Annotated in this window: 16 protein-coding genes and 1 pseudogene; 13 read left to right on the plus strand and 4 right to left on the minus strand. The window is 69.2% G+C overall.

Annotation, left to right across the window (positions count from 1 at the left end):
• Window positions 1-163: 163 nt before the first annotated feature.
• The 13 genes and pseudogenes from WMC41_RS28970 to WMC41_RS29030 all read left to right on the plus strand — a co-directional run bounded on the left by WMC41_RS28970 (window position 164) and on the right by WMC41_RS29030 (window position 17,574).
• Window positions 164-1,006 (plus strand): LysR family transcriptional regulator, encoded by an 843-nt coding sequence (locus tag WMC41_RS28970; protein ID WP_432349687.1) that lies wholly within the window; start codon window positions 164-166, stop codon window positions 1,004-1,006.
• Between the two features lie 178 nt (window positions 1,007-1,184).
• Window positions 1,185-2,795 (plus strand): ABC transporter substrate-binding protein, encoded by a 1,611-nt coding sequence (locus tag WMC41_RS28975; RefSeq protein ID WP_432349688.1) that lies wholly within the window; start codon window positions 1,185-1,187, stop codon window positions 2,793-2,795.
• A gap of 267 nt (window positions 2,796-3,062) precedes the next feature.
• On the plus strand, window positions 3,063-4,052 hold the full coding sequence (locus tag WMC41_RS28980) for an ABC transporter permease (RefSeq protein ID WP_432349689.1): 990 nt from the start codon (window positions 3,063-3,065) through the stop codon (window positions 4,050-4,052).
• Window positions 4,049-4,855, plus strand: a pseudogene (locus WMC41_RS28985) (ABC transporter permease); the annotation flags it as partial. The gene WMC41_RS28980 and the pseudogene WMC41_RS28985, both read left to right, overlap by 4 nt.
• Window positions 4,856-5,035: 180 nt before the next feature.
• Window positions 5,036-5,881, plus strand: coding sequence for an ABC transporter ATP-binding protein (locus WMC41_RS28990; protein ID WP_432349833.1), 846 nt, complete (start codon window positions 5,036-5,038; stop codon window positions 5,879-5,881).
• The gene (locus WMC41_RS28995; RefSeq protein WP_432349690.1) at window positions 5,878-6,675 is read left to right on the plus strand and encodes an ABC transporter ATP-binding protein; all 798 of its coding nucleotides are present in this window, start codon (window positions 5,878-5,880) and stop codon (window positions 6,673-6,675) included. The genes WMC41_RS28990 and WMC41_RS28995 overlap by 4 nt, the downstream gene beginning before the upstream one ends.
• Complete coding sequence (locus WMC41_RS29000; protein WP_432349691.1) at window positions 6,665-7,762, plus strand: aminotransferase class V-fold PLP-dependent enzyme; 1,098 nt, start codon at window positions 6,665-6,667, stop codon at window positions 7,760-7,762. The genes WMC41_RS28995 and WMC41_RS29000 overlap by 11 nt, the downstream gene beginning before the upstream one ends.
• 655 nt (window positions 7,763-8,417) lie before the next feature.
• Window positions 8,418-9,017, plus strand: a complete 600-nt coding sequence (locus tag WMC41_RS29005) for an ANTAR domain-containing response regulator (protein WP_432349692.1) — start codon at window positions 8,418-8,420, stop codon at window positions 9,015-9,017.
• Complete coding sequence (locus WMC41_RS29010) at window positions 9,014-10,225, plus strand: CmpA/NrtA family ABC transporter substrate-binding protein (protein ID WP_432349693.1); 1,212 nt, start codon at window positions 9,014-9,016, stop codon at window positions 10,223-10,225. Before WMC41_RS29005 ends, WMC41_RS29010 begins: the two co-directional genes overlap by 4 nt.
• Window positions 10,226-10,538: 313 nt before the next feature.
• Window positions 10,539-11,765 carry an MFS transporter gene (locus WMC41_RS29015; protein WP_244768932.1) on the plus strand — a complete coding sequence of 409 codons (1,227 nt, stop codon included), beginning with the start codon at window positions 10,539-10,541 and terminating at the stop codon, window positions 11,763-11,765.
• Between the two features lie 16 nt (window positions 11,766-11,781).
• Window positions 11,782-14,232 carry a nitrite reductase large subunit NirB gene (nirB, locus tag WMC41_RS29020; RefSeq protein WP_432349694.1) on the plus strand — a complete coding sequence of 817 codons (2,451 nt, stop codon included), beginning with the start codon at window positions 11,782-11,784 and terminating at the stop codon, window positions 14,230-14,232.
• 11 nt (window positions 14,233-14,243) lie between these two features.
• A complete protein-coding gene (nirD, locus tag WMC41_RS29025; RefSeq protein ID WP_432349695.1) occupies window positions 14,244-14,573 on the plus strand; it encodes a nitrite reductase small subunit NirD in 330 nt (109 codons plus the stop codon).
• 349 nt (window positions 14,574-14,922) lie between these two features.
• Window positions 14,923-17,574 (plus strand): nitrate reductase, encoded by a 2,652-nt coding sequence (locus WMC41_RS29030; protein ID WP_432349696.1) that lies wholly within the window; start codon window positions 14,923-14,925, stop codon window positions 17,572-17,574.
• 52 nt (window positions 17,575-17,626) lie between these two features.
• Here the strand turns inward: WMC41_RS29030 and WMC41_RS29035 are convergent, their stop codons facing one another.
• Genes WMC41_RS29035 through WMC41_RS29050 form a run of 4 tightly spaced genes read right to left on the minus strand, consistent with a single transcriptional unit; the run spans window position 17,627 to window position 21,210 of the window.
• Entirely contained in the window at window positions 17,627-18,415 is a 789-nt protein-coding gene (locus WMC41_RS29035; RefSeq protein ID WP_244768936.1) for an ABC transporter ATP-binding protein, read from the minus strand.
• Window positions 18,412-19,365: an ABC transporter ATP-binding protein gene (locus tag WMC41_RS29040; protein WP_288082091.1), complete on the minus strand. Its 954-nt coding sequence runs from the start codon at window positions 19,363-19,365 to the stop codon at window positions 18,412-18,414. Before WMC41_RS29040 ends, WMC41_RS29035 begins: the two co-directional genes overlap by 4 nt.
• Complete coding sequence (locus WMC41_RS29045; protein ID WP_432349697.1) at window positions 19,352-20,191, minus strand: ABC transporter permease; 840 nt, start codon at window positions 20,189-20,191, stop codon at window positions 19,352-19,354. The genes WMC41_RS29040 and WMC41_RS29045 overlap by 14 nt, the downstream gene beginning before the upstream one ends.
• Entirely contained in the window at window positions 20,188-21,210 is a 1,023-nt protein-coding gene (locus WMC41_RS29050; RefSeq protein ID WP_432349698.1) for an ABC transporter permease, read from the minus strand. Before WMC41_RS29050 ends, WMC41_RS29045 begins: the two co-directional genes overlap by 4 nt.
• Window positions 21,211-21,279 lie beyond the last annotated feature (69 nt).

Here is a 21,279-nt window from a genome sequence, read left to right on the forward strand (position 1 = left end):
GCGCCTTTCCTGTGTGCGGCCGGGTGCAGCGGGGGAGCCGGCACCTCTCCCCGCCTTTGTCGGCCCTGTTGCCTGAAAGGAGTGTGGGCCGGCGGGAAGAAGGAAGGCAAACGGAATTAAATGCTGTATGAAGACAAAATAATTGCACTCAATGGGGAGCCTCATGGATATCGATCGGGCGCGCACCTTCCTCGAGATCGTCCATACCGGCAGCTTCCTGAAGGCCTCCGAGCGGCTGCACATCACCCAGACGACGGTGAGCGCGCGCATCCGCACGCTGGAGGAGGCGCTGGGGCGCAAGCTTTTCGTGCGCACGCGCAACGGCGCGGCGCTGACGGCGGCCGGCCGCGAATTCGAGCGTTTCGCGCAATCCTTCGTCCAGGTCTGGGAGCGGGCGCGCCAGCAGCTCACCGTGCCGCCCGGCCGGACATCGGTCGTGGCGGTGGGCGGCGAGATGAGCCTGTGGAACCCGCTGCTGCTCGACTGGCTGGTCTGGATGAAGGGCAATTGCCCCGAAATCGCCATCCACGCCGCCGTCGGCGTGCCCGACCAGCTGCTGGAACAGCTGCGCACCGGCGTGCTCGACATCGCCGTGCTTTATGCGCCGAAGCTGATGCCGGGCTTCAAGGTCGAGCTGGTGGAGGAGGAACGGCTCGTGCTGGTGCGCAGGCCGGCCGGCCCGCAGGAGAGCGGCGCGCCGGACTATGTGCATGTCGACTGGGGGCCGCGCTTTGCCGGGCAGGGCGGCTTCGGGCCGGCGGGTTTTGCCGAGCCGGCGCTGAAGGTGGATTTCGGCCCGCTCGCCCTCCACTATATCCTGCGCACCGGCGGCATGGGCTATTTCCGCAAGGGAACGGTTGCGCCGCATCTGGCGGCGGGCGACCTCGAACGGGTGGAGGACGCACCCGAATTCCCCTATCCGGCCTATGCCGTCTATCCGGAGGCGGCCGAGGCCCGGCGCGACGTGGAGGAGGCCCTTCGCGGCCTCAGGCAGGTTTCGCCCTGACGCAGCGGCAGGCAGCCCGGCAGCGCGATTTTCCGCCGCCCGCAATGGGCATGCGGCGGCGGAATGTCACCCGGACAAGATTTTGTTGTTGCCGACGGCAAGAGAAGAATTTCCTGCCTATGTTAACCGGCGAATCGCCGCCAATATCGGCAGCAGACGCTGACCGCAGGAGACAAAGATGCTGATCGCGAACCCAACCCGGCGCTCGTTCTTGCAGGCCGGGGCCACCCTTCTCGCCTCGACGGCGCTGCCGGCCATCGCCCTTGCCGAGAGCGCGCCGGCCGGCGGCCGGCTGGTGGTGGCGGCCGATTCCGAGCCGAAGAACCTCAACCCCGCGATCGTCGCCTCCAACGGCGTGTTCTTCGTCGCCAGCAAGGTTATCGAGCCGCTGGCCGAGGCCGCCTTTGCGGGCGAGGACGGACTGTCGCCGCGCCTTGCGACGAGCTGGGAAGGATCGGACGACGGCCTTTCCGTCACCTTCCGCCTGCGCGAGGGCGTGACCTGGCACGACGGCAAGCCCTTCACCTCCGCCGATGTCGCCTTTTCGGCACTTGAAGTCTGGAAGCCGCTGCAGAATCTCGGCCGCATCGTTTTCGCCCATCTCGAGGCCGTCGAAACGCCGGATGCCGCCACCGCCATCTTCCGCTTTTCCAGGCCCACGCCGCTCCAGCTCATCCGCAACGCCCTGCCGGTCGTCAGCAGCGTCATCCCGAAGCATCTCTACGAGGGCACGGATATCGCGACGAACCCGGCGAACACCCAGCTCGTCGGCACCGGCCCCTTCCGCTTCGCCGAATACAAGCCGGGCGAATATTACCGCCTGACGCGCAACGAGGCCTATTGGGATAAGGACCAGCCGAAGCTCGACGAGATCATCTTCCGCGTGCTGCCGGACCGCGCCGGGGCGGGCGCGGCGCTGGAGGCGGAGGAGATCCAGCTCGCCGCCTTCTCCGCCGTGCCGCTCGCCGATCTCGACCGCATCTCCAAGGTGCCGGGCCTTGCGGTCGTCACCAGGGGCTACGAGGCGCTGACCTACCAGCTCGTCGTGGAGATCAACCATCGCCGCAAGGAGCTCGCCGACCTCAAGGTGCGCCAGGCGATCGCCCACGCCATCGACAAGACCTTCGTCGTCGACACCATCTTCCTCGGCTATGCCGAAGCCGCCACCGGCCCGGTGCCGAAGAACGCGCCGCAATTCTACGAGGCCGACGTGCCGTCCTATGCCTTCGATGTCGCCAAGGCCAATGCCCTGCTCGACGAGGCCGGCTATGCGAAGGATGCGAACGGCACGCGCTTCACGCTGAAGCTGCGCCCCGCGCCCTATTTCAACGAGACGCGCCAGTTCGGCGACTATCTCCGCCAGGCGCTTGCCGCCATCGGCATCGATGCGGAACTGGTGAACGCGGATTCGGCCGCGCACCAGAAGGCCGTCTATACCGGCCACGATTTCGACCTTGCCGTCGCCCCGCCGGTCTTCCGCGGCGACCCGGCGATCTCCACGACCATCCTCGTGCAGTCGGGCATTCCGGCCGGCGTCGGCTTCTCCAACCAGGGCGGCTATGCCAATGCCGAGCTCGACGCCGTCATCGCAAAGGCGGCCGAGACGATCGACACGGCGGCCCGCACCGCGCTCTACCGCCAGTTCCAGAAACTGGTCGCCGCCGACCTGCCGCTGATCAACGTCGCCGAATGGGGCTTCATCACGGTGGCGCGCGACAGCGTGCTCAACGTCGCCAGCAACCCGCGCTGGGCGGTGTCGAACTGGGCCGATACCGCGCTCAAGACGTGACGGCGGGGCCATGACGGGCGCTTTCGTGAACAGCTCTTATCTTCTCGGGATAAATGGTAACCGCATGGGACGCCAGCACCCCCCTCTGCCCTGCCGGGCATCTCCCCCACAGGGGGGGAGATCGAATGGAGCGCCGTCTCGCCCATCTTCCACTACGCGGTTTGAGCGAGGCTCTTGCCTCTTCCCGATCTCCCCCCCTGTGGGGGAGATGCCCGGCAGGGCAGAGGGGGGTGGTTCCCTTACCACGCCGCCCATCCGGCGCCACCCGTGACCCGCGCCCTCCGCCTCACCGCGCGCCGTGCCCTCAGCAGCATTCCCGTCCTGCTGATCGTCGTCATCCTCACCTTCCTGCTCTTGGAAACGGCGGCGGGCGATGCGGTCGATGCCTATCTGCTCTCCATCGGCGGCGGGGATGCGGCGATCGCCGAGGCGCTGCGGCAGGCCTACGGGCTCGACCAGTCCATGGCGGCGCGGCTGTGGCTCTATCTCTCCGCGCTCGCCCGGCTCGATCTCGGCTGGTCCGTCGCCTTCGACCGGCCGGTGCTCGGGCTGATCATCGAGCGCCTGCCGAACACGCTGCTCCTGATGGGAAGCGCCACCGCGCTCGCCTTCGCCTTCGGCTCCACGCTCGGCATCCTCGCCGGCGCGCGGCCGGGCAGCCTGCGCGACCGGCTGCTCTCCACCCTCTCGCTGGTCGTCTATGCCATACCGGGCTTCTGGCTCGGCCTGGTGCTCGCCATCGTCTTTGCCGTGCAACTGCGCTGGCTGCCCACCTCGGGCATCGAGACGATCGCCTCCGGCCGCACGGGCCTTTCCCGCGCCGCCGACATCGCGGCCCATCTCGTCCTGCCCGTCGGCACGCTGGCGCTCATCTATGCCGCGCTGTTCCTGCGCGTCATGCGCGCCGGCATGGCCGGCATCTGGCGGCTGGATTTCGTGCTATTCGCCCGTGCCAAGGGGCTTTCGCGTGCCCGCATCGTCTTGCGCCACGTGGCGCGCAATGCGCTCCTGCCGCTTATCACCATGCTCGGCCTGCAGGCGGCCGCCATGCTCGGCGGCAGCGTCGTCATCGAGAGCATCTTCGCCATTCCCGGCTTCGGGCGCCTGGCGCAGGAGGCGGTGAGCGGGCGCGATGCGGCGCTGCTCTGCGGCATCATCGTCGTGAGCGCCGTGCTGGTCATCCTCGTCAACCTCCTCGTCGACATCGTCTATGCCGCGCTCGATCCGCGCGTCGGCGCCGCGGAGCGCGGCGCATGAAGCTTGTCGGCGACATGCTGCGCCGGCCGGAGGCGGCGGCCGGCCTTACGATCCTCGTCCTGCTCGCGCTTCTCGCGCTGCTCGCGCCCGTCCTCTTCCCCGGCGATCCGCTGAAGATCGCCGGCCGGGCGCTGACGGCGCCCTTCACCGATCCCGCCTTTCCGCTCGGCACCGACCGGCTCGGCCGCGACGTCCTGGCCGGCATCGTTCACGGCGCGCGCACCTCGCTCTTCGTCGGCCTCGCCGCGGCGCTGGCGGCGCTGGCGATCGGCCTTTCGGTGGGGCTTGCGGCGGGCTTTGCCGGGGGGATTGCCGACGAGGCGCTGATGCGCGTGGTCGATGCCTTCCAGATCGTGCCGAGCTTCCTCCTGGCGCTCGCCTTCGTCAGCGTCGTCGGCGCCTCGGTGCCGGTCGTGGTGCTGGCCATCGCGCTCGGCGCCTGGGCCGATCCCGCGCGGCTCACCCGCGCCGAGGTGCTGTCCGTGCGCGGGCGGGACTATGTCGCCGCCGCGCGTATTGCCGGCATGCATCCGGTGGAGATCGCCCTGCGCGAAATCCTGCCCAATGTGCTTCCCCCCGTGCTGGCGCTCTCGGCCATCATCGTCGCCACCGCCATCCTGACGGAGGCGGCGCTCTCCTTCCTCGGCCTCGGCGATCCCAATGTCGTCACCTGGGGCTCGATGATCGCCGAGGGACGAAACGTCCTGCGCTCCTCGCCCTTCCTGTCGATCTTCCCCGGCCTCGCTTTGGTCGCCACGGTGGTCGGCGTCTACCTGCTCAGCGAGGGGCTGACCAATGCGCTTGCGGGGGAAGCGAGTGTCGAAAGGAAGAAACCACGGCGCGTCGGCAAATCCCCCCCTCTGCCCTGCCGGGCATCTCCCCCTCAAGGGGGGAGATCGGCAAGCGGCGGGAACCCTGCTCAACCGGAAGCGCCGGAGGTAGGTGAAACGGCCCTCCATCCAATCTCCCCCCTTGAGGGGGAGATGCCCGGCAGGGCAGAGGGGGGTGTCGGCGCTGAAAGCGATCGTCCTGCTCAACGGAGGCAGGAAGATGTGCTGTGCGAAACTCAAAACCTCTCCGTCACCTATCGCGGCCAGGAGACACCGGCCCTGACGAACCTCGACCTTGCGATCCGCGCCGGCGAGCGGCTGGCGATCATCGGCGAGAGCGGCTCGGGCAAGAGCACGTTCGCGCGGGCGCTGGCCGGGCTCCTGCCCGAAGGGGCCGAGGTGGAGGGCACGGTGCACTGGGCGGCGGGCGCCGCGCCGCTTGCCGGCCGCGATCTCGGCTTCGTGCTGCAGGACCCCTCCGCCAGCCTCAACCCGGTGCTGACGATCGGCGAGCAGGTGGCCGAAGGCGCGCGCCGGCATCTCGGCCTCTCCCGGCCCGAGGCCCGCGCCCGCGCGCTCGACATGCTGGAGCGGGTGCGCCTTCCCGAGCCGGAAAAGCTGCTCGCCGCCTATCCGCACCAGCTCTCCGGCGGCCAGCGCCAGCGGGCGGCGATCGCCGCCGCGCTCGCCGCCCGCCCGGGCCTCGTCATCGCCGACGAGCCGACCAGCGCGCTCGACATGGTGGTGCAGGCGGAGATTGTCGCGCTGCTCGACGACCTGGTGCGCGGGGCGGGCATGACGCTCGTCTTCATCACCCACGACATCGCGCTGGCCGCCGGCTTCGCCGACCGGGTGGCGATCTTCAAGGACGGGGCGCTCGTCGAAACCGGCCCGGCGGCGGCCGTACTGGCCGCACCGCGCGAAACATATACGAAGATGCTGGTCGCCAGCCACCGCGACCTCGTCTCCCCACCGCTGGTCGGGGAGATCCGCGCATGAGCCTTCTCGTCGCGCAAAATCTTGGCAAGCGCTTTTCCTCCGGCGGCCGCACCGTGGAGGCGCTGCGCGATGTCTCCCTCAGCCTTGCGGCGGGGGAGACGCTCGGCCTTGCCGGCGCCTCGGGCAGCGGCAAGTCCACGCTGGCGCGCATCCTCACCCGGCTCGTGCCGCCCGATGGCGGCAGCGTGCGCTTCGCCGGCGAGGACTGGCTCGCCCTTTCGGGCGCGGACCTGCGCCGCCGCCGCGCCCGCATGCAGATGGTGTTCCAGGACGTTTCCGGCGCCTTCAATCCGCGCGCCACCGTCGCCGCCGCGCTCGACGATCCCCTGCGCATCCACGCGGTGGTGCCGAAGGGCGAGCGCCCGCGCGAGATCGCGGCCCTGCTCGATCGTGTCGGCGTGCCCGCCGCCTATGCCGGCCGCGCGGTCCGCGACCTCTCCGGCGGCCAGCGCCAGCGCGTCGCCATCGCCCGCGCCATCGCCACGCGCCCGGCGCTGATCGTGCTCGACGAGGCGGTCTCGGCGCTCGACGTCTCGGTGCGCGAACGCATCCTGCACCTGCTCGCCACGCTGCAGGAAGAGCGCGGCATCGCCTATCTCTTCGTCTCGCATGATCTTGCCGTGCTGCGCGCGCTCTCCCACCGCATCGCCGTGATGGAGGCCGGGCGCATCGTCGAATGCGGGCCGGCGGGCCGCGTCATCGCCGATCCGCAATCGCCCGCCGCCCGCGCCCTCATCCGCGCCGTGCCGCGCCTCCTACCCCAGGAAAGCAAGGAAAGCCCCGATGGCCGCTGACCGCTGGAACGCCCTGAACGATGTCCCCGATTTCCCGCCCCACCGCCTCGGCCCGCTCGCCGACCGGCTCGCCCGCATCCTGAAGACCCGCAACGACATCCTCCTCTTCCAGACGGAGGCCGTCGTGGCGCTGGAGGCGGTGGCGACCAGCATCGCCCGGCCGGGGCTGACGGCGCTCAACATCGTCACCAGCCCGTTCGGCGCCTGGTTCGGCGACTGGCTGCGGCGCGGCGGCGCGGACGTCGTCACGCTCTCGGCCGAACCCGCCCTGCCCATCGACATTGAAAGCGTGGAGGCGGCCTTCGACGCCCATCCCCAAGTGAAGGCCGTCATCCTCTGCCATGCCGAATCGGCGAACGGCGTGCTCAATCCGCTGGCGGAGATTGCCGCCGCGGCCCGTGCCCGCGGCATCGTGACGATCGTCGATGCGGTCGCCTCGGTGGGCGGGCATGCGCTCGACGTCGACGCGCTCGGCATCGATATCGCGGTGATCGGCCCGCAGAAATCGCTGGCCGGGCCGGCCGGCGTCTCGGCGCTGTCGGTCGGCCGGGCGGCCTGGGCCCTGGTTTCGGCGGCGGGCGGGCGGCGCAGCTCGACGCTTTCCCTGCTCGACCGCCGCGACTGGCTCGACAGCGGGCGCGGCGCGCTTCCCGGCACGGCGGCGCCGCTGGAATTCTTCGCTTTGGAGGCCGCGCTCGACCGCTTCGAGGCGGAGGGGGCGGACGCCGTGCTCGCCCGCCATGCCCGGGCGGCGGCGGCGTCGCGCGACGGTCTCCTGGCGCTCGGCGCTTGTCCCTGGGCGGATTTCGGCCGGGCGTCCCATCTCGTCACCACCGCGGCGCTGCCCGAGGCCGTCGATCCCGAGACCTTTCTTGCCGCCGCCGTGCCGCTCGACATGGAGCTGTCCGCCGGCATCGGCCCCGGCGCCGCGCGCCTGGTGCGGCTCAACCATACGGGCCGCCGCGCGCGCTTCGATAGCGTGCTCGGCAATGTGCTTGCCTATGGCATCGCCCTGCAGAAATGCGGCGCCCCGGCGGATCTTGCCGCCGCGGCCGCGGCTGTCGCCGCGCATTACGGCGCGGATTGAAGCCGTTCGAGGAAATCGGCACTGCGCGGTTGAAGAGGTCCAGCCGCTGCAACGGGCAAATCGCTGGCGCCGGGCGGCACGCTGTGCGGGGGGGGGGGCGCCGGCAGGGCAATCGCATAGGGAACTGGAAGCGTGCCTCCTGCCCCTTCTCCCCCGCGGGGAGAAGGTCGCGGCAGCGGGATGAGGGGGCGGCGCAGGCGGAAGACGGCGTGCTTACCCCTCATCCGACCCTTCGGGCCACCTTCTCCCCGTGGGGGAGAAGGGGAAAACGGCACCATCGTGCGCCCTGGTGGCACCGGGGGTAGTGGTGTGCCCCAGACGGGCGGCGTGCTGCTGCCGTCGCCATCCGACACGCCTGCGCAAAAATCGGGCACGCCGCGTCGCCGGCAGAAGCAACGCGGCATTTGCATAGCTGCATTGCACAATAAATGTTTCCCATATGGTCAAAAAAATCGCATAGTGCCCTCAGTTGATGCACACGGCGGTTTTCCTCCCAGTGCCGCCGCATCAGCTGTTCCCCTCTGGAGGTTTTTGACCTTCACACTTCATGGGCCGCGGTTTCCGCTGGCCCATTTTTTTTGGCCCCTTTGCGGCTTGATTTTCCCGGCCATTCGGAGGCATCTGCGGGAAACCTTCACGCCGACACGGTGGGGACATGCAACCGGGCGCACTGAACGTACTGGTCATCGACGAGAACCGCATCCGCGCCGCCATCATCGAGGAGGGGCTGCGCGATGCCGGCTATGCCGTGACCGTGGTCGAGGAGATGCAGGGCCTTGCCCGCCGCATCGCCGAGCTCAATCCCGACGTCATCGTCATCGACCTGGAAAACCCCAACCGCGACATGCTGGAGAGCATCTTCCAGCTGACACGCGCCATCCAGCGCCCCATCGCCATGTTCGTCGACAAGTCCGACGAGGCCTCCATCGAGGCGGCGGTGGAGGCGGGCGTCTCGGCCTATATCGTCGACGGGCTGAAGCAGGAGCGCGTGCGGCCGATCCTGAAAATGGCGATCAGCCGCTTCAACGCCTTCTCCCGTCTCAGCCGCGAACTGGAGGAGACGCGCAGCGAGCTGGAGAACCGCAAGGTGATCGACCGCGCCAAGGGCCTCCTGATGCGCTCGCGCGGGCTGTCCGAGGAGGCGGCCTATGCGCTCTTGCGCCGCACGGCGATGAACCAGAACCGCAAGATCGCCGAGATCGCCCAAAGCCTCGTCACGGCAGCGAGCCTGCTCGATCCGGGAGTGAAGACATGACGACGCGCCACGCCATCACCGCCGGCTTCGTGCCGCTGCTCGACAGCGCCCTCCTCGTCGCCGCGAAGGAGAAGGGCTTTGCCGCGGCGCAGTCGATCGACCTCACGCTGGTGCGCGAGCGCTCCTGGGCGAGCATCCGCGATCGCCTCGCCGTCCGCCAGTTCGACGTCGCCCATATTCTCGGCCCCATGCCGATTGCCTGCAATCTCGGCCTTTCCGCCCCGGCCCCGAAGATGATCGTGCCCATGGCACTCGGCCTCGGCGGCAACGCCGTCACGGTCTCGGCGGCGCTCTGGCAGGCAATGGCCGAGGCGGGCGCGACCGCCGACCTCGACGCGCGCGAAAACGGCGCTGCGCTGCGCCGGGTCATCGACGGGCGCAGGGGCGAGCCGCTGCGCTTCGGCGTCGTGCATCCCTATTCCGGGCACAATTACGAGCTGCGCTACTGGCTGGCGGCGAGCGGCATCGATCCGGACCGCGAGATCGACATCCTCGTCCTGCCGCCGCCGGATATGGGCGATGCGCTCGCCGAAGGGCTCATCGACGGCTATTGCGCGGGCGAACCGTGGAACACGTTCGGCGTCCTGAAACGCGGCGCGCATCTTGCCACCGTCACGGCGGCGATTTGGAAGTCGAGCCCGGAAAAGGTGCTCGGCGTCGATGCGGGCTGGGGCGAGGCGAACCCGGAGGCGCTCGCCGCCCTGCTGGTCGCGCTGCATCACGCCGCCATCTGGTGCGGCGAGCCGCGCAACCATGCGGAACTCGCTTCGCTGCTGGCGCTGCCCGCCTATGTCGGGCGCGAACCGGACCTCCTGCTGCCGGCCCTCACCGGCGTCCTGCCGGTCGGCGGCGGCGCGGTGGGCACGGTCGGCGATTTCTTCGTGCCGCAGGCCAAGGCGGCCACCTTCCCCTGGAAGAGCCATGCGCTGTGGTTCTACACCCAGATGGTCCGCTGGCGGCAGGTGGCGCACACCGAGGCGAACCGTCAGGTCGCCGCTGAGACCTACCGCCCGGATGTCTACCGCGCCGCGCTGAAGGCGCTCGGCATCGCCATGCCCTCGGCGAGCGCCAAGGTGGAGGGCGCGCTGACCGCGGAAACCCCCGTCGGCTCCTCCGGCGCGCTGACGCTCGGCCCCGACGGCTTCTTCGACGGCGGGCGCTTCGATCCCGACGACGTCGATGGCTATATCGCAGCGCAATCGCGCTGACGCCTATTTTATGCGCAGTGCACAAAATTTGGCGCCGCTTTGCCGATAGCCTGTGCGCATGCCGGCACGCGGTCTTTCAGGACATGAATTAAATCAATCGTTTGCCGACTTGGCACGCCGATTGCTTTTCTCTCCATAGGCCTTCGGGCCACGATATCGGCGTCCAACGACGGGCGCCACCAGCAAAGCCGCTGATCGGGTTTTTCGCGCACATGGCCTCCCTCGTGTCGCGCGAAAAGAACCTGGCCAGCGGCTTTTTGTTTTTCACCCTCAAAGATGGAGCGGCACGACCTTGTCGGGCCCCGGAGACGCCATGTCAAAGATCAAGCAGCCCCTGTCCCCGCGCGAACCTGCCGTCGCGCTCTGGATGTCCACCTTCGCCTTCACCATCTGTTTCGCCGTCTGGACGATTTTCGCCATCATCGGCATCCGCATCAAGGAGGACCTCGGGCTCACCGAAGCCCAGTTCGGCCTCCTCGTCGGCACGCCTATCCTCACCGGCTCGCTGGTGCGCATCCTGCTCGGCGTCTGGACGCCGCGTTATGGCGGCCGCCTCGTCTATACGCTGACCATGCTGGCGGCGGCGCTTTCGACGCTCATGCTCTCGCATGCCGCGACCTTCCCGCAGATGCTGCTCGCCGGGCTCGGCGTCGGCCTTGCCGGCGGGTCCTTCGCGGTCGGCGTCGCCTATGTCTCGCCTTTCTTCCCGCCGGAAAAGCAGGGCACGGTGCTCGGCATCTTCGGCGCCGGCAATGTCGGCGCGGCGCTGACGAAATTCCTCGCGCCCTTCGTGCTCGTCGCCGCCGGCTGGCAGATGGTGGCGGAAATCTGGGCGGCGGCGCTGATCCTTACCGCCTGCCTCTTCTGGTTCACAACCAGCGACGACCCGGCCTTCCGCAATCGCCGCGACGGCAAGGCGCCCAAGCGCAGCCTCATGCAGGAATTCGCGCCGCTGAGGAAGGCGCAGGTCTGGCGCTTCTCGCTCTATTATTTCTTCGCCTTCGGCGGCTTCGTGGCGCTGGCGCTCTGGCTGCCGCGCTACCTCGTCGGCGTCTACGGCTTCGATATCGCGACGGCCGGCATGGTCGCCGCCGCCTATTCCATCCCCGGCAGCATCTTTCGCGCGCTCGGTGGCATGCTTTCGGACCGCAAGGGCGCGCGCGCCGTCATGTACTGGATGTTCGGCATTTCCGCGGTCGCGACGCTCGTCCTGTCGCTGCCGTCCGGCGTCACGCCCGCCGTCTTCATCGTCACCGTCTTCGTGCTCGGCTTCGTCATGAGCCTCGGCAAGGCGGCGGTCTACAAGCACATCCCGGCCTATTACCCCGATGCCGTCGGCCCGGTCGGCGGCGTGGTCGGCATGGTCGGCGGGCTCGGCGGCTTCGTGCTGCCCATCGCCTTCGGCCTGCTGAAGGACGCGACCGGCCTGTGGTCGAGCTGTTTCCTGCTGCTCTTCGCCGTCGTCGCCGTCTCGCTCCTCTGGATGCACCTTTCCATCCGCCAGATGGAGCGCCCCTCCGTCTCCGCCGTCGCCGCGTAACGTTGAGAAAAATCCCATGACCGAGAAACTCGTCATCGTCGGCAATGGCATGGCCCCCGGGCGCATGCTGGAGCACCTCCTCGAAAAGGCCCCGGGCCGGTACGAGGTCACCATCTTCAACGCCGAGCCGCGGGTGAACTACGACCGCATCATGCTCTCGCCCGTCCTCTCCGGCGAGAAGGCGTATGAGGAGATCATCATCCACGGCGACGGCTGGTACATCAAGCACGGCATCACGCTCTACAAGGGCCACCGCATCGTCGCCATCGACCGCGACGCGAAGACCGTCACCTCCGATCACGGCGTCACGGAACGCTACGACAAGCTGGTCATCGCCACCGGCTCCGTGCCCTTCATCCTGCCCGTGCCGGGCAACGACATGCGCGGCGTCATCACCTATCGCGACCTCGACGACGTGCAGGCCATGCTGCTCGCCGCCCAGTCGCGCGAAAAGGCCGTCGTCATCGGTGGCGGCCTGCTCGGCCTCGAAGCCGCCGCCGGGCTTGCCGGCCGCGGCATGGACGTCACGGTGCTGCACGTCATGCCGACGCTGATGGACCGCCAGCTCGATCCCGCCGCCGGCTATCTCCTGCAAAGGGAGCTGGAAGGGCGCGGCATCAAGATCATCTGCAAGGCGAACACCCGGGCCATCGTCGGCAACGGCAAGGTCGAGGGCATCGCGCTGGACGACGGCCGCGTCATTCCCGCCACGCTCGTCGTCATGGCCGTCGGCATCCGGCCGAGCGTGAGCCTCGCCAGGGAGGCGGGCCTTGCCGTCAACCGCGGCATCGTCGTCGATCACGGCATGCAGACCTCGGACGGCAGCATCCTGGCGCTCGGCGAATGCGCGGAAGTGGGCGGCATGGTCTATGGCCTCGTTGCCCCGCTCTACGAGATGGCCCGCGTCGCCGCCGCGCATCTGGCCGGCGACCGCTCGGCCGCCTTCGTGCATTCCGATACGCCGACCAAGCTGAAGGTCACCGGCATCGAGCTCTTTTCGCTCGGCGATTTCGCCGACGGCGACGACCGCGAGGAAATCGTGCTGCGTGATGCCTCGGCCGGCGTCTACAAGCGGCTGGTGCTGAAGGACAACCGCATCATCGGCACGGTGCTTTACGGCGAGACCGCCGATGGCGCCTGGTTCAACGACCTGAAGAAGAAGCAGACCGACATTTCCGAGATGCGCGAGACGCTGATCTTCGGCCAGGCCTATCAGGGGGGCGCCCCGCTGGACCCTATGGCGGCCGTTGCAGCCTTGCCGGATGATGCGGAAATCTGCGGCTGCAACGGCGTCTGCAAGGGGAAGATCGTTTCGACGATCACGGAAAAGGGCCTGGCCTCGCTCGACGACGTGCGCGCCCACACCAAGGCGTCCGCCTCCTGCGGCTCCTGCACCGGCCTCGTCGAGCAGCTGATGACGCTGACGCTGGGCGACAGCTACAACCCCGCCGCCGTTCAGCCCCTGTGCGGCTGCACCGATCTCGGCCATGACGACGTGCGCCGCCTGATCAAGGCGAAGGGGCTGAAGACCATCCCCGCCGTCATGCAGGAGCTGGAGTGGAAGACCTCCTGCGGCTGCGCCAAGTGCCGGCCGGCCCTCAACTATTACCTCGTCTGCGACTGGCCCGACGAATATGCCGACGACTACCAGTCGCGTTTCATCAACGAGCGCGTGCATGCCAACATCCAGAAGGACGGCACCTATTCCGTCGTGCCGCGCATGTGGGGCGGCGTGACGAATTCCGGCGAATTGCGCGCCATCGCCGATGTGGTGGACAAGTTCGAGATACCCTTGGTGAAGGTGACGGGCGGCCAGCGCATCGACCTGCTCGGCATCGAGAAGGAGGACCTGCCCGCCGTCTGGGCCGATCTCGGCAAGGCCGGCTTCATCTCGGGGCAGGCCTATGCCAAGGGCCTGCGCACGGTGAAGACCTGCGTCGGCTCCGACTGGTGCCGCTTCGGCACGCAGGATTCCACCGGGCTCGGCATCCGCATCGAGAAGTTCATGTGGGGCTCCTGGACGCCGGCCAAATTGAAGATGGCCGTCTCCGGCTGTCCGCGCAACTGCGCGGAGGCGACCTGCAAGGATATCGGCGTCGTCTGCGTCGATTCGGGCTTCGAGATCCATTTCGCGGGCGCGGCGGGCCTCGACATCAAGGGCACGGAGGTGCTCGGCCTCGTCAAGACCGAGGACGAGGCGCTGGAGCATATCGTGGCGCTGACGCAGATGTACCGCGAGCAGGCGCGCTATCTGGAGCGCATCTACAAATGGGCCAAGCGCATCGGCCTCGACGAGATCCGCCGCCAGATCATGGGCGACGCCGACAAGCGCAAGGCCTTCTACGACCGGTTCGTCTTCTCCCAGAAATTCGCGCAGGTCGATCCCTGGTCGGAGCGGGTCTCCGGCAAGGACAAACACGAATTCAGGCCGATGGCGACCATCGGCTACGGCGAGGCCGCGGAATGAGGAGCACGGACATGACCTGGTTTCCCATCGGCAACATCGCCGACATTCCCCTGCGCGGCGCGCGCTGCGTGAAGACGCCGGAGGGGAAGATCGCCGTCTTCCGCACGGCGGAAAACGAGGTCTTCGCCATCGAGGACCATTGCCCGCACAAGGGCGGGCCGCTCTCGCAGGGCATCGTGCACGCCAAGGCCGTCACCTGCCCGCTGCACAACTGGGTGATATCGCTGGAGACCGGCAAGGCGCTCGGGGCGGACGAGGGAGCGGTCAGGACCATTCCCATGCGCAACGAGGACGGGGCGCTGTTCATCGCGCTCGAAAGCCTGATGGCGGCGGCGGAGTAGGTGGTGATGCAGGCAAAACTCCCCTCCTCCCACAGGTTGAAGACCTCCTCTGGACTCTTTCCCACAAAGGCAGGGCGATCGCCTATGGAGGAAAACGGTTGCCCCATCCCCTTCTCCCCCGCGGGGAGAAGGTGCCGGCAGGCGGATGAGGGGGGTGGCGAAGGCGCAGACGACCCGTCAGAGCCACCCCCTCATCCGACCCTTCGGGCCACCTTCTCCCCGCGGGGGAGAAGGGGAGAACGGCAAGGTCGAATTCCATATGCGACAACCTTCCTAACAAGGGGGCGATGCCGGCAGGCAGAGAGAGGTGCCGGGGTGCGCCGTCACCGGCCCCTGAAAGGAGCCGCCCATGCCCGTTGAGACGAAGACGACCTGCCCCTATTGCGGCGTCGGCTGCGGGGTGATCGCCACGGTCGGCGAGGGCGGCGCGGTTTCCGTCAGGGGCGATCCGGACCATCCCTCGAACTACGGCCGGCTCTGCTCGAAGGGCTCGGCGCTCGCCGAGACGATCGATCTCGACGGCCGCATCCTCCACCCCGAGATCGCCGGCCGGCAATCGACATGGGACGAGGCGCTCGACCGCGTCGCGGAGAAATTCTCCGCCGCCATCGAAGAACACGGGCCGGATTCCGTCGCCTTCTACGTCTCCGGCCAGCTCTTGACGGAGGACTATTACGTCGCCAACAAGCTGATGAAGGGTTTTGTCGGCTCGGCGAACATCGACACCAATTCGCGGCTGTGCATGTCTTCCTCCGTCGCCGGCCACCGCCGGGCCTTCGGGGCCGATACGGTGCCGGGGACCTACGAGGACCTGGAGCTTGCCGACCTCGTCGTCCTCGCCGGCTCGAACCTCGCCTGGTGCCACCCGGTGCTCCACCAGCGGCTGGCCGCGGCCAAGGCGCGGCGGCCGGGCCTGAAGGTGGTGGTCATCGATCCGCGCCGCACCATGACGGCGGATATCGCCGACCTGCACCTCGCCATCCGGCCGGATACGGATGTGGCGCTTTTCGCCGGCCTGTTCTCCCATCTCGTCAAGAACGGCGCGGTGGACCAGAATTTCATCGCGGCGCACACGATGGGCTTTTCCGAGGCGTTCGCGGCGGCGGTTTCCTTTCCGGAGGCGCTGGAGCGGACCGGCCTGCCGGCCATGCAGCTTCGCGAATTCTTCCGGCTGTTCACGGCGAGCGAAAAGGTGGTGACCTGCTACAGCCAGGGCGTCAACCAGTCCTCCTCCGGTACCGACAAGGTCAACGCCATCCTCAATTGCCACCTCGCCACCGGCCGCATCGGCCGGCCGGGCATGGGGCCGTTCTCGCTGACCGGCCAGCCCAACGCCATGGGCGGGCGCGAGGTCGGCGGCCTTGCCAACATGCTGGCCGCCCATATGGCGCTCGAAAGCGCAGAGGACCGCGACCGCGTGCAGCGCTTCTGGCAGGCGCCGCGCATCGCCGAGAAGCCGGGGCTGAAGGCGGTCGACCTGTTCCGGGCGGTGGCGGAGGGACGCATCAAGGCGCTGTGGATCATGGCGACCAACCCGGTCGTCTCGATGCCGGACGCCGATGCCGTCGAGGCGGCGATCAGGGCCTGTCCCTTCGTCGTCGTCTCCGACATCCTGCGCGAGACGGACACCGCCCGCCACGCCGATGTGCTCCTGCCCTCGCGCGGCTGGGGCGAGAAGGACGGCACCGTCACCAATTCCGAACGGCGCGTCTCCCGCCAGCGGGCGTTCCTCGACGCGCCGGGCGAGGCACGGGCGGACTGGTGGCAGCTGGCCGAGGTCGGCCGGCGCATGGGCTTTGCGCGTGCGTTCGCCTATGACGGGGCGTCGGGGATCTTCGCCGAGCATGCGGCGCTCTCCGCCTTCGAGAACGGCGGCAGCCGGGATTTCGATATCGGCGCCCATGCCGGCATCGGGCCGGCGGCCTATGACGCGCTTTCGCCCTTCCAGTGGCCGCAGCCGGCAGGCCGCGGAGAGGGGGAAACCCGGTTCTTCGCGAACGGCGGCTTCTATCATCCGGACGGCCGGGCGCGCTTCGTCGCCGTCGCGCCCGCCGCGGCCGACCGCACCGATGCCGCCTATCCCTTCACGCTGAACACGGGCCGCATCCGCGACCAGTGGCACACCATGACGCGATCCGGCAAAAGCGCCCGCCTTTCCGCCCATATCGCGGAACCCTTTGCCGAGCTTCACCCGCGCGATGCGCTGGAGATCGGCGTCGTGCCCGCCGGCCTGGTCGAGATCGAAAGCCCGCGCGGCAGCGTGGTGGTGCGCGCCCTCGTCACGGACCGGCAGGCACGCGGCAGCCTCTTCGCGCCGATGCACTGGAACGACCAGTTCGCGGCAAAAGCCCGCGTCGACACCCTCGTGCCGCCGCTGACGGACAGGATCTCCGGCCAGCCGGCCTCGAAGAACGTCGCCGTCGCCGCCCGCCCGTTCAAGGCCGTCTCCTATGCCTTCGCCGTGTCGCGGGCAAGGCCGGAAGGGCTCGAGGCCGCCTATTGGGCGCTGGCGAAGGCCGAGGGCGGCTGGCGGCTGGAGCTTGCCTTCGATCGTCCCGTGGAGGACTGGGCCGCCTGGTGCCGGCGCGCCTTCGCCATCCCGGACGCGGTCGAACCGCTCGGTTACGCCGACCGGGAGACCGGCGAGATCCGCCTCGCCTTCTTCGACGGCCCGCGCCTGCTCGCGGCCTTCTTCCTTGCGCGCGAACCGGTGGCGGTGGCACGCAACTGGGCGATCGCGCAGCTTTCGGCCGAACATGCGAACCTGCGCCGGCGCTTCGCCCTCGTCGCCGGCCGGCCGGGGGCGGACAGGCAGGATCCCGGCGCCACGGTCTGCGCCTGCTTCGGCGTCGGCGTCAACCAGATCGTCGCGGCCGTGCGCGGCGGGTGCCACGGTGTCGAAGCGGTCGGGGAAGCGCTCAAGGCCGGCACCAATTGCGGTTCCTGCCGCGGGGAGATCCGCAGCATCATCGACAGGTGTCTTGCCGCGGCGGCGGAATGAGGGGGAGCCAGCGGCACCGGCCCCCGCGCCGGCCCCTGCGCCGAGGATCGCGCTATCCGGCGGCGGCCTTGCGGCCGAAGGACAGCAGGTCGCGCGTATAGGCCTCGGCAGGGGCGGCGATCACCGCCTCCGTCCGGCCGAACTCGATGACGTCGCCGCGGCGCATGACGAGGAGCGTGTCGGAAATGTGCGCGACGACCTTGAGGTTGTGGGTCACGAAGAGCATCGAGAGGCCGCGGCTTTCCTTGAGGTCCGCGAGCAGGTTGAGGATCTGCGCCTGCACGGAGACGTCGAGCGCCGAGGTGGGCTCGTCGAGGATGAGCAGGCCCGGTTCCAGCGCCAGTGCCCGGGCGATCGCCACGCGCTGCGCCTGGCCGCCGGAAATCTCCCGCGCGCGGCGATCGAGGAAATCGGCGGTGAGGCCGCAATCGGCGACGAGCGCGGCGATCTTCTCGCGCAGCGCCGGGCCTTGCCGCGCGCCGGCGGCCAGCAGGGGCTCGGCGACGATCTCGGCGATGGTGAGGCGCGGGCTCAGCGACAGGAAGGGATTTTGCGAGACGACGCCGATCTTCTGGCGCGCGCCGCGCAGGGCGTCGCCCTGCAGTGCCAGCCAGTCCTGCCCGTCGAGCCGCACCGTGCCGCTTTCCACCGGCAGGAGGCGCAGGATGGCGCGCAGCAGGCTCGTCTTGCCCGAGCCGCTTTCCCCGACGATGCCGAGGGTCTCGCCCTTTTCAAGCCGGAAGCTGGCGCCGTTGACGGCCGGTTTCGGGCGCGGCGCGAAGAGGCCGGCGCGATAGCGGATGACGAGATCCCTGACGTCGAGCATCGGGGCCGGGCTCATGCCGCATCCTCCGGCAGGTGGCAGAGCCAGGTGTGGCGGTCACGGGCGCGTTCGGGCGGCGGCTCGGCGGCGCAGACGGGCATGGCCTTCGGACAGCGCGGGGCGAAGGCGCAGCCGGCGATCCTCGTCCGCGGCGGCGGGATGGAACCCTCGATGGCGGCAAGGCGGGCGCCGTGCGGGGCGGCATCCGGCAGGGCGGCGAGCAGCGCGCGCGTATAGGGATGGCCGGGCTTCTGCAGCACGGCCTCCACCGGGCCGGTCTCGACGGAGCGGCCGGCATAGAGCACCGTCGCCCGGTCGCAGGCCTCCGCGATGACGTCCATGTCGTGGGTGATCATCAGCACGGTGAGGCCGCGCTCGGCGACGAGCTTGCGCAGCAGTGCGAGGACCTGCGCGCCGACGGAGACGTCGAGCGCCGTGGTCGGCTCGTCGGCGATGAGGAAGTCGGCGCCCGTCGCCAGCGCCTGGGCGATCACCACGCGCTGCTGCATGCCGCCGGAAAGCTGGTGCGGATAGCTCTTCAGCACCCTTCCAGGATCGGGCAGGCCGGTGGCGGCGAGAAGGTCGGCCGCCTCCCTGCGGCGGGCTTCGCGCGGCAGGGTGCGGTGGGCGCGGATGACGTCGTCCATCTGGCGGGCGATGGAAAGCACCGGGTTGAGCGCGGCCGCGGGGTCTTGCGCGATCATGCCGATGCGCTTGCCGCGCAGGGCCTTCGCCTGTTCGCGCAGGTCCGCGCCGTCGAAATGGAAGCGCGCGGCCTCGATGCGGGCGCCCTTCGGCGCAAGGCCGAGCGTGGCCATGCCGGTCATCGTCTTGCCGCAGCCGGATTCGCCGATGACGCCGTGGATCTCGCCGCGCTCGATCCTAAGGCTGACGGCGCGCACGGCATGCACCTCGCCCTCCGGCGTCGGGATGCGGACGGAGAGGTCGCTTATGTCAAGCAGGGGCACGGACGGTCCCTCCCTTGCGCTCGCGCAGCGCATCGCCGAGCACGCTGAAGGCGAGCGCGACGATGAAGATCGTCAGGCCGGGCATGGCCGAATACCACCAGCGCGCCGGGAAGAATTTCCGGCCGGCATCGACCATCTGGCCCCAGTCGGCCGTCGGCGGCAGAACGCCGAGGCCGAGGAAGGAGAGGGCGGCGGCGGTCAGCAGCGCCGGGCCGACGTCGAGCGCGGCCTGCACGGTCAGCGGCCGGCCGGTGGCGGGCAGGATGTGGCGGGCGATGATGCGCGGATGCGACACGCCGGCAAGCCGCGCCGCCTCCACATAGGGCTGGCCGCGCAGCACCAGCACTTCCGCGCGGGCAAGCCGGGCATACCAGGGCCACCAGGTCACGGCGACGGCGATGATGCTGTTGAGGAAACCCGGGCCGAGGGCGGCGGCCATCAGCACGGCGAGCAGCAGCGCGGGAAAGGCGAGGAAGACATCGGTGCCGCGCATCAGCGCCTCGTCGATCCAGCCGCCGAAATAGCCCGCCGCAAGGCCGACCGGCAGGCCGATGAGCAGCGAGAAGGCGACGATCAGCACGCCGTTGGTCAGCGAGACGCGGGTGCCGTAGATGATGCGGCTCAGGATGTCGCGGCCGAGATGGTCTGTGCCGAGCCAGTAGTCAGCCGAGGGCGGCGCGAGCTTCGCCAGTACGTTCGGCGCGCCGGCGCCCTGTGCGGGATAGGGCGCGATCCACGGCGCGAAAAGGCCGGCGAAGACGAAGAGGAGGACGACGGCAAGGGCGATCGTGCCGGGCCAGCCGAGGCGGTGAACGAGCTTTTTCATGAGAGCGCCACCCGCGGGTCGACAAGCGCCTGGGCGATGTCGATGAGGAGGTTCATCACGACATAACAGATCGTCACCACCATGGTGACGGCCGCGATGACCGGAAAGTCCTTGGCGAGGATCGCCTCGGAAACGTAGCGGCCGAGCCCCGGCCAGGCGAAGATGATCTCGACCAGCACCGCGCCGGTCAGCGCATAGGCGAAGGAGAGGCCGATCACCGTCAGGGCCGGGCCCATGGCGTTCGGCAGCGCATGGCCGAACAGGATGCGCGGCTCGGACAGGCCGAGCGCGCGGGCGGCGACGACGTGGCGGCGCTCGAGGATTTCGATCATCGCCGAGCGCGTCAGGCGCATGGCGACGCCGGCGGGGTAGGAGGCGAGCGTCAGCGCCGGCAGGATGAGATGGGTCACCGCATTGCCGAAGGCATCGAGCCGGCCGGCAAGGAGCGCGTCGACAAGCGTGAAATTGGTGACGACGGGCAGCGGCGCGCCGATCGCGATCTCGCGCGACAGCCGGCCGGACAGCGGCAGGATGCCGAGCCATTGCGCGAAGACCAGCTGCAGGATCATGGCGAGGAAGAAGGTCGGCATGGCGACGGCGGCGATGGAGCCGAAGCTGCCGAGCCTGTCCGGCCACCTGCCCTGCCTTGCGGCGGCGAGCACGCCGAGCGGAATGCCGATGAGAAGCGCAAGGCCGGTGGAGAAGACCGCAAGCTCCAGCGTCGCCGGCAGGTAGGCCTTGAGGTCTTCGGCGATCAGCCGGCGTGACTTGTAGGAGACGCCGAAGTCGCCGGAGGCCATCGCGGCCGCGAAGGTGGCGAAGCGGGCGGGCAGGGGCGCGTCGAGGTTGAGTTCCTGGCGCGCCTTGTCGATCTGCTCGGCCGTCGGGCGCGGGCCGGCATAGAGCGCGGCGGGATCGGAGGGAACCACCTGCGCCACGATGAAGACCAGGAAGGTCACGCCGACGACGACGAAGGCGGAGAGGACCGTGCGGCGCAGGATGTAGCGGAGGAGTTCCATCAGCGGGCCGATCGCATGGCGGAGGGGAGGGTGAAAGGACTGCGGCGAGCACCGCCGCCGCCTGCCGGC

The organism is Shinella yambaruensis (genome assembly GCF_050859155.1).
Taxonomy (GTDB): domain Bacteria; phylum Pseudomonadota; class Alphaproteobacteria; order Rhizobiales; family Rhizobiaceae; genus Shinella; species Shinella yambaruensis.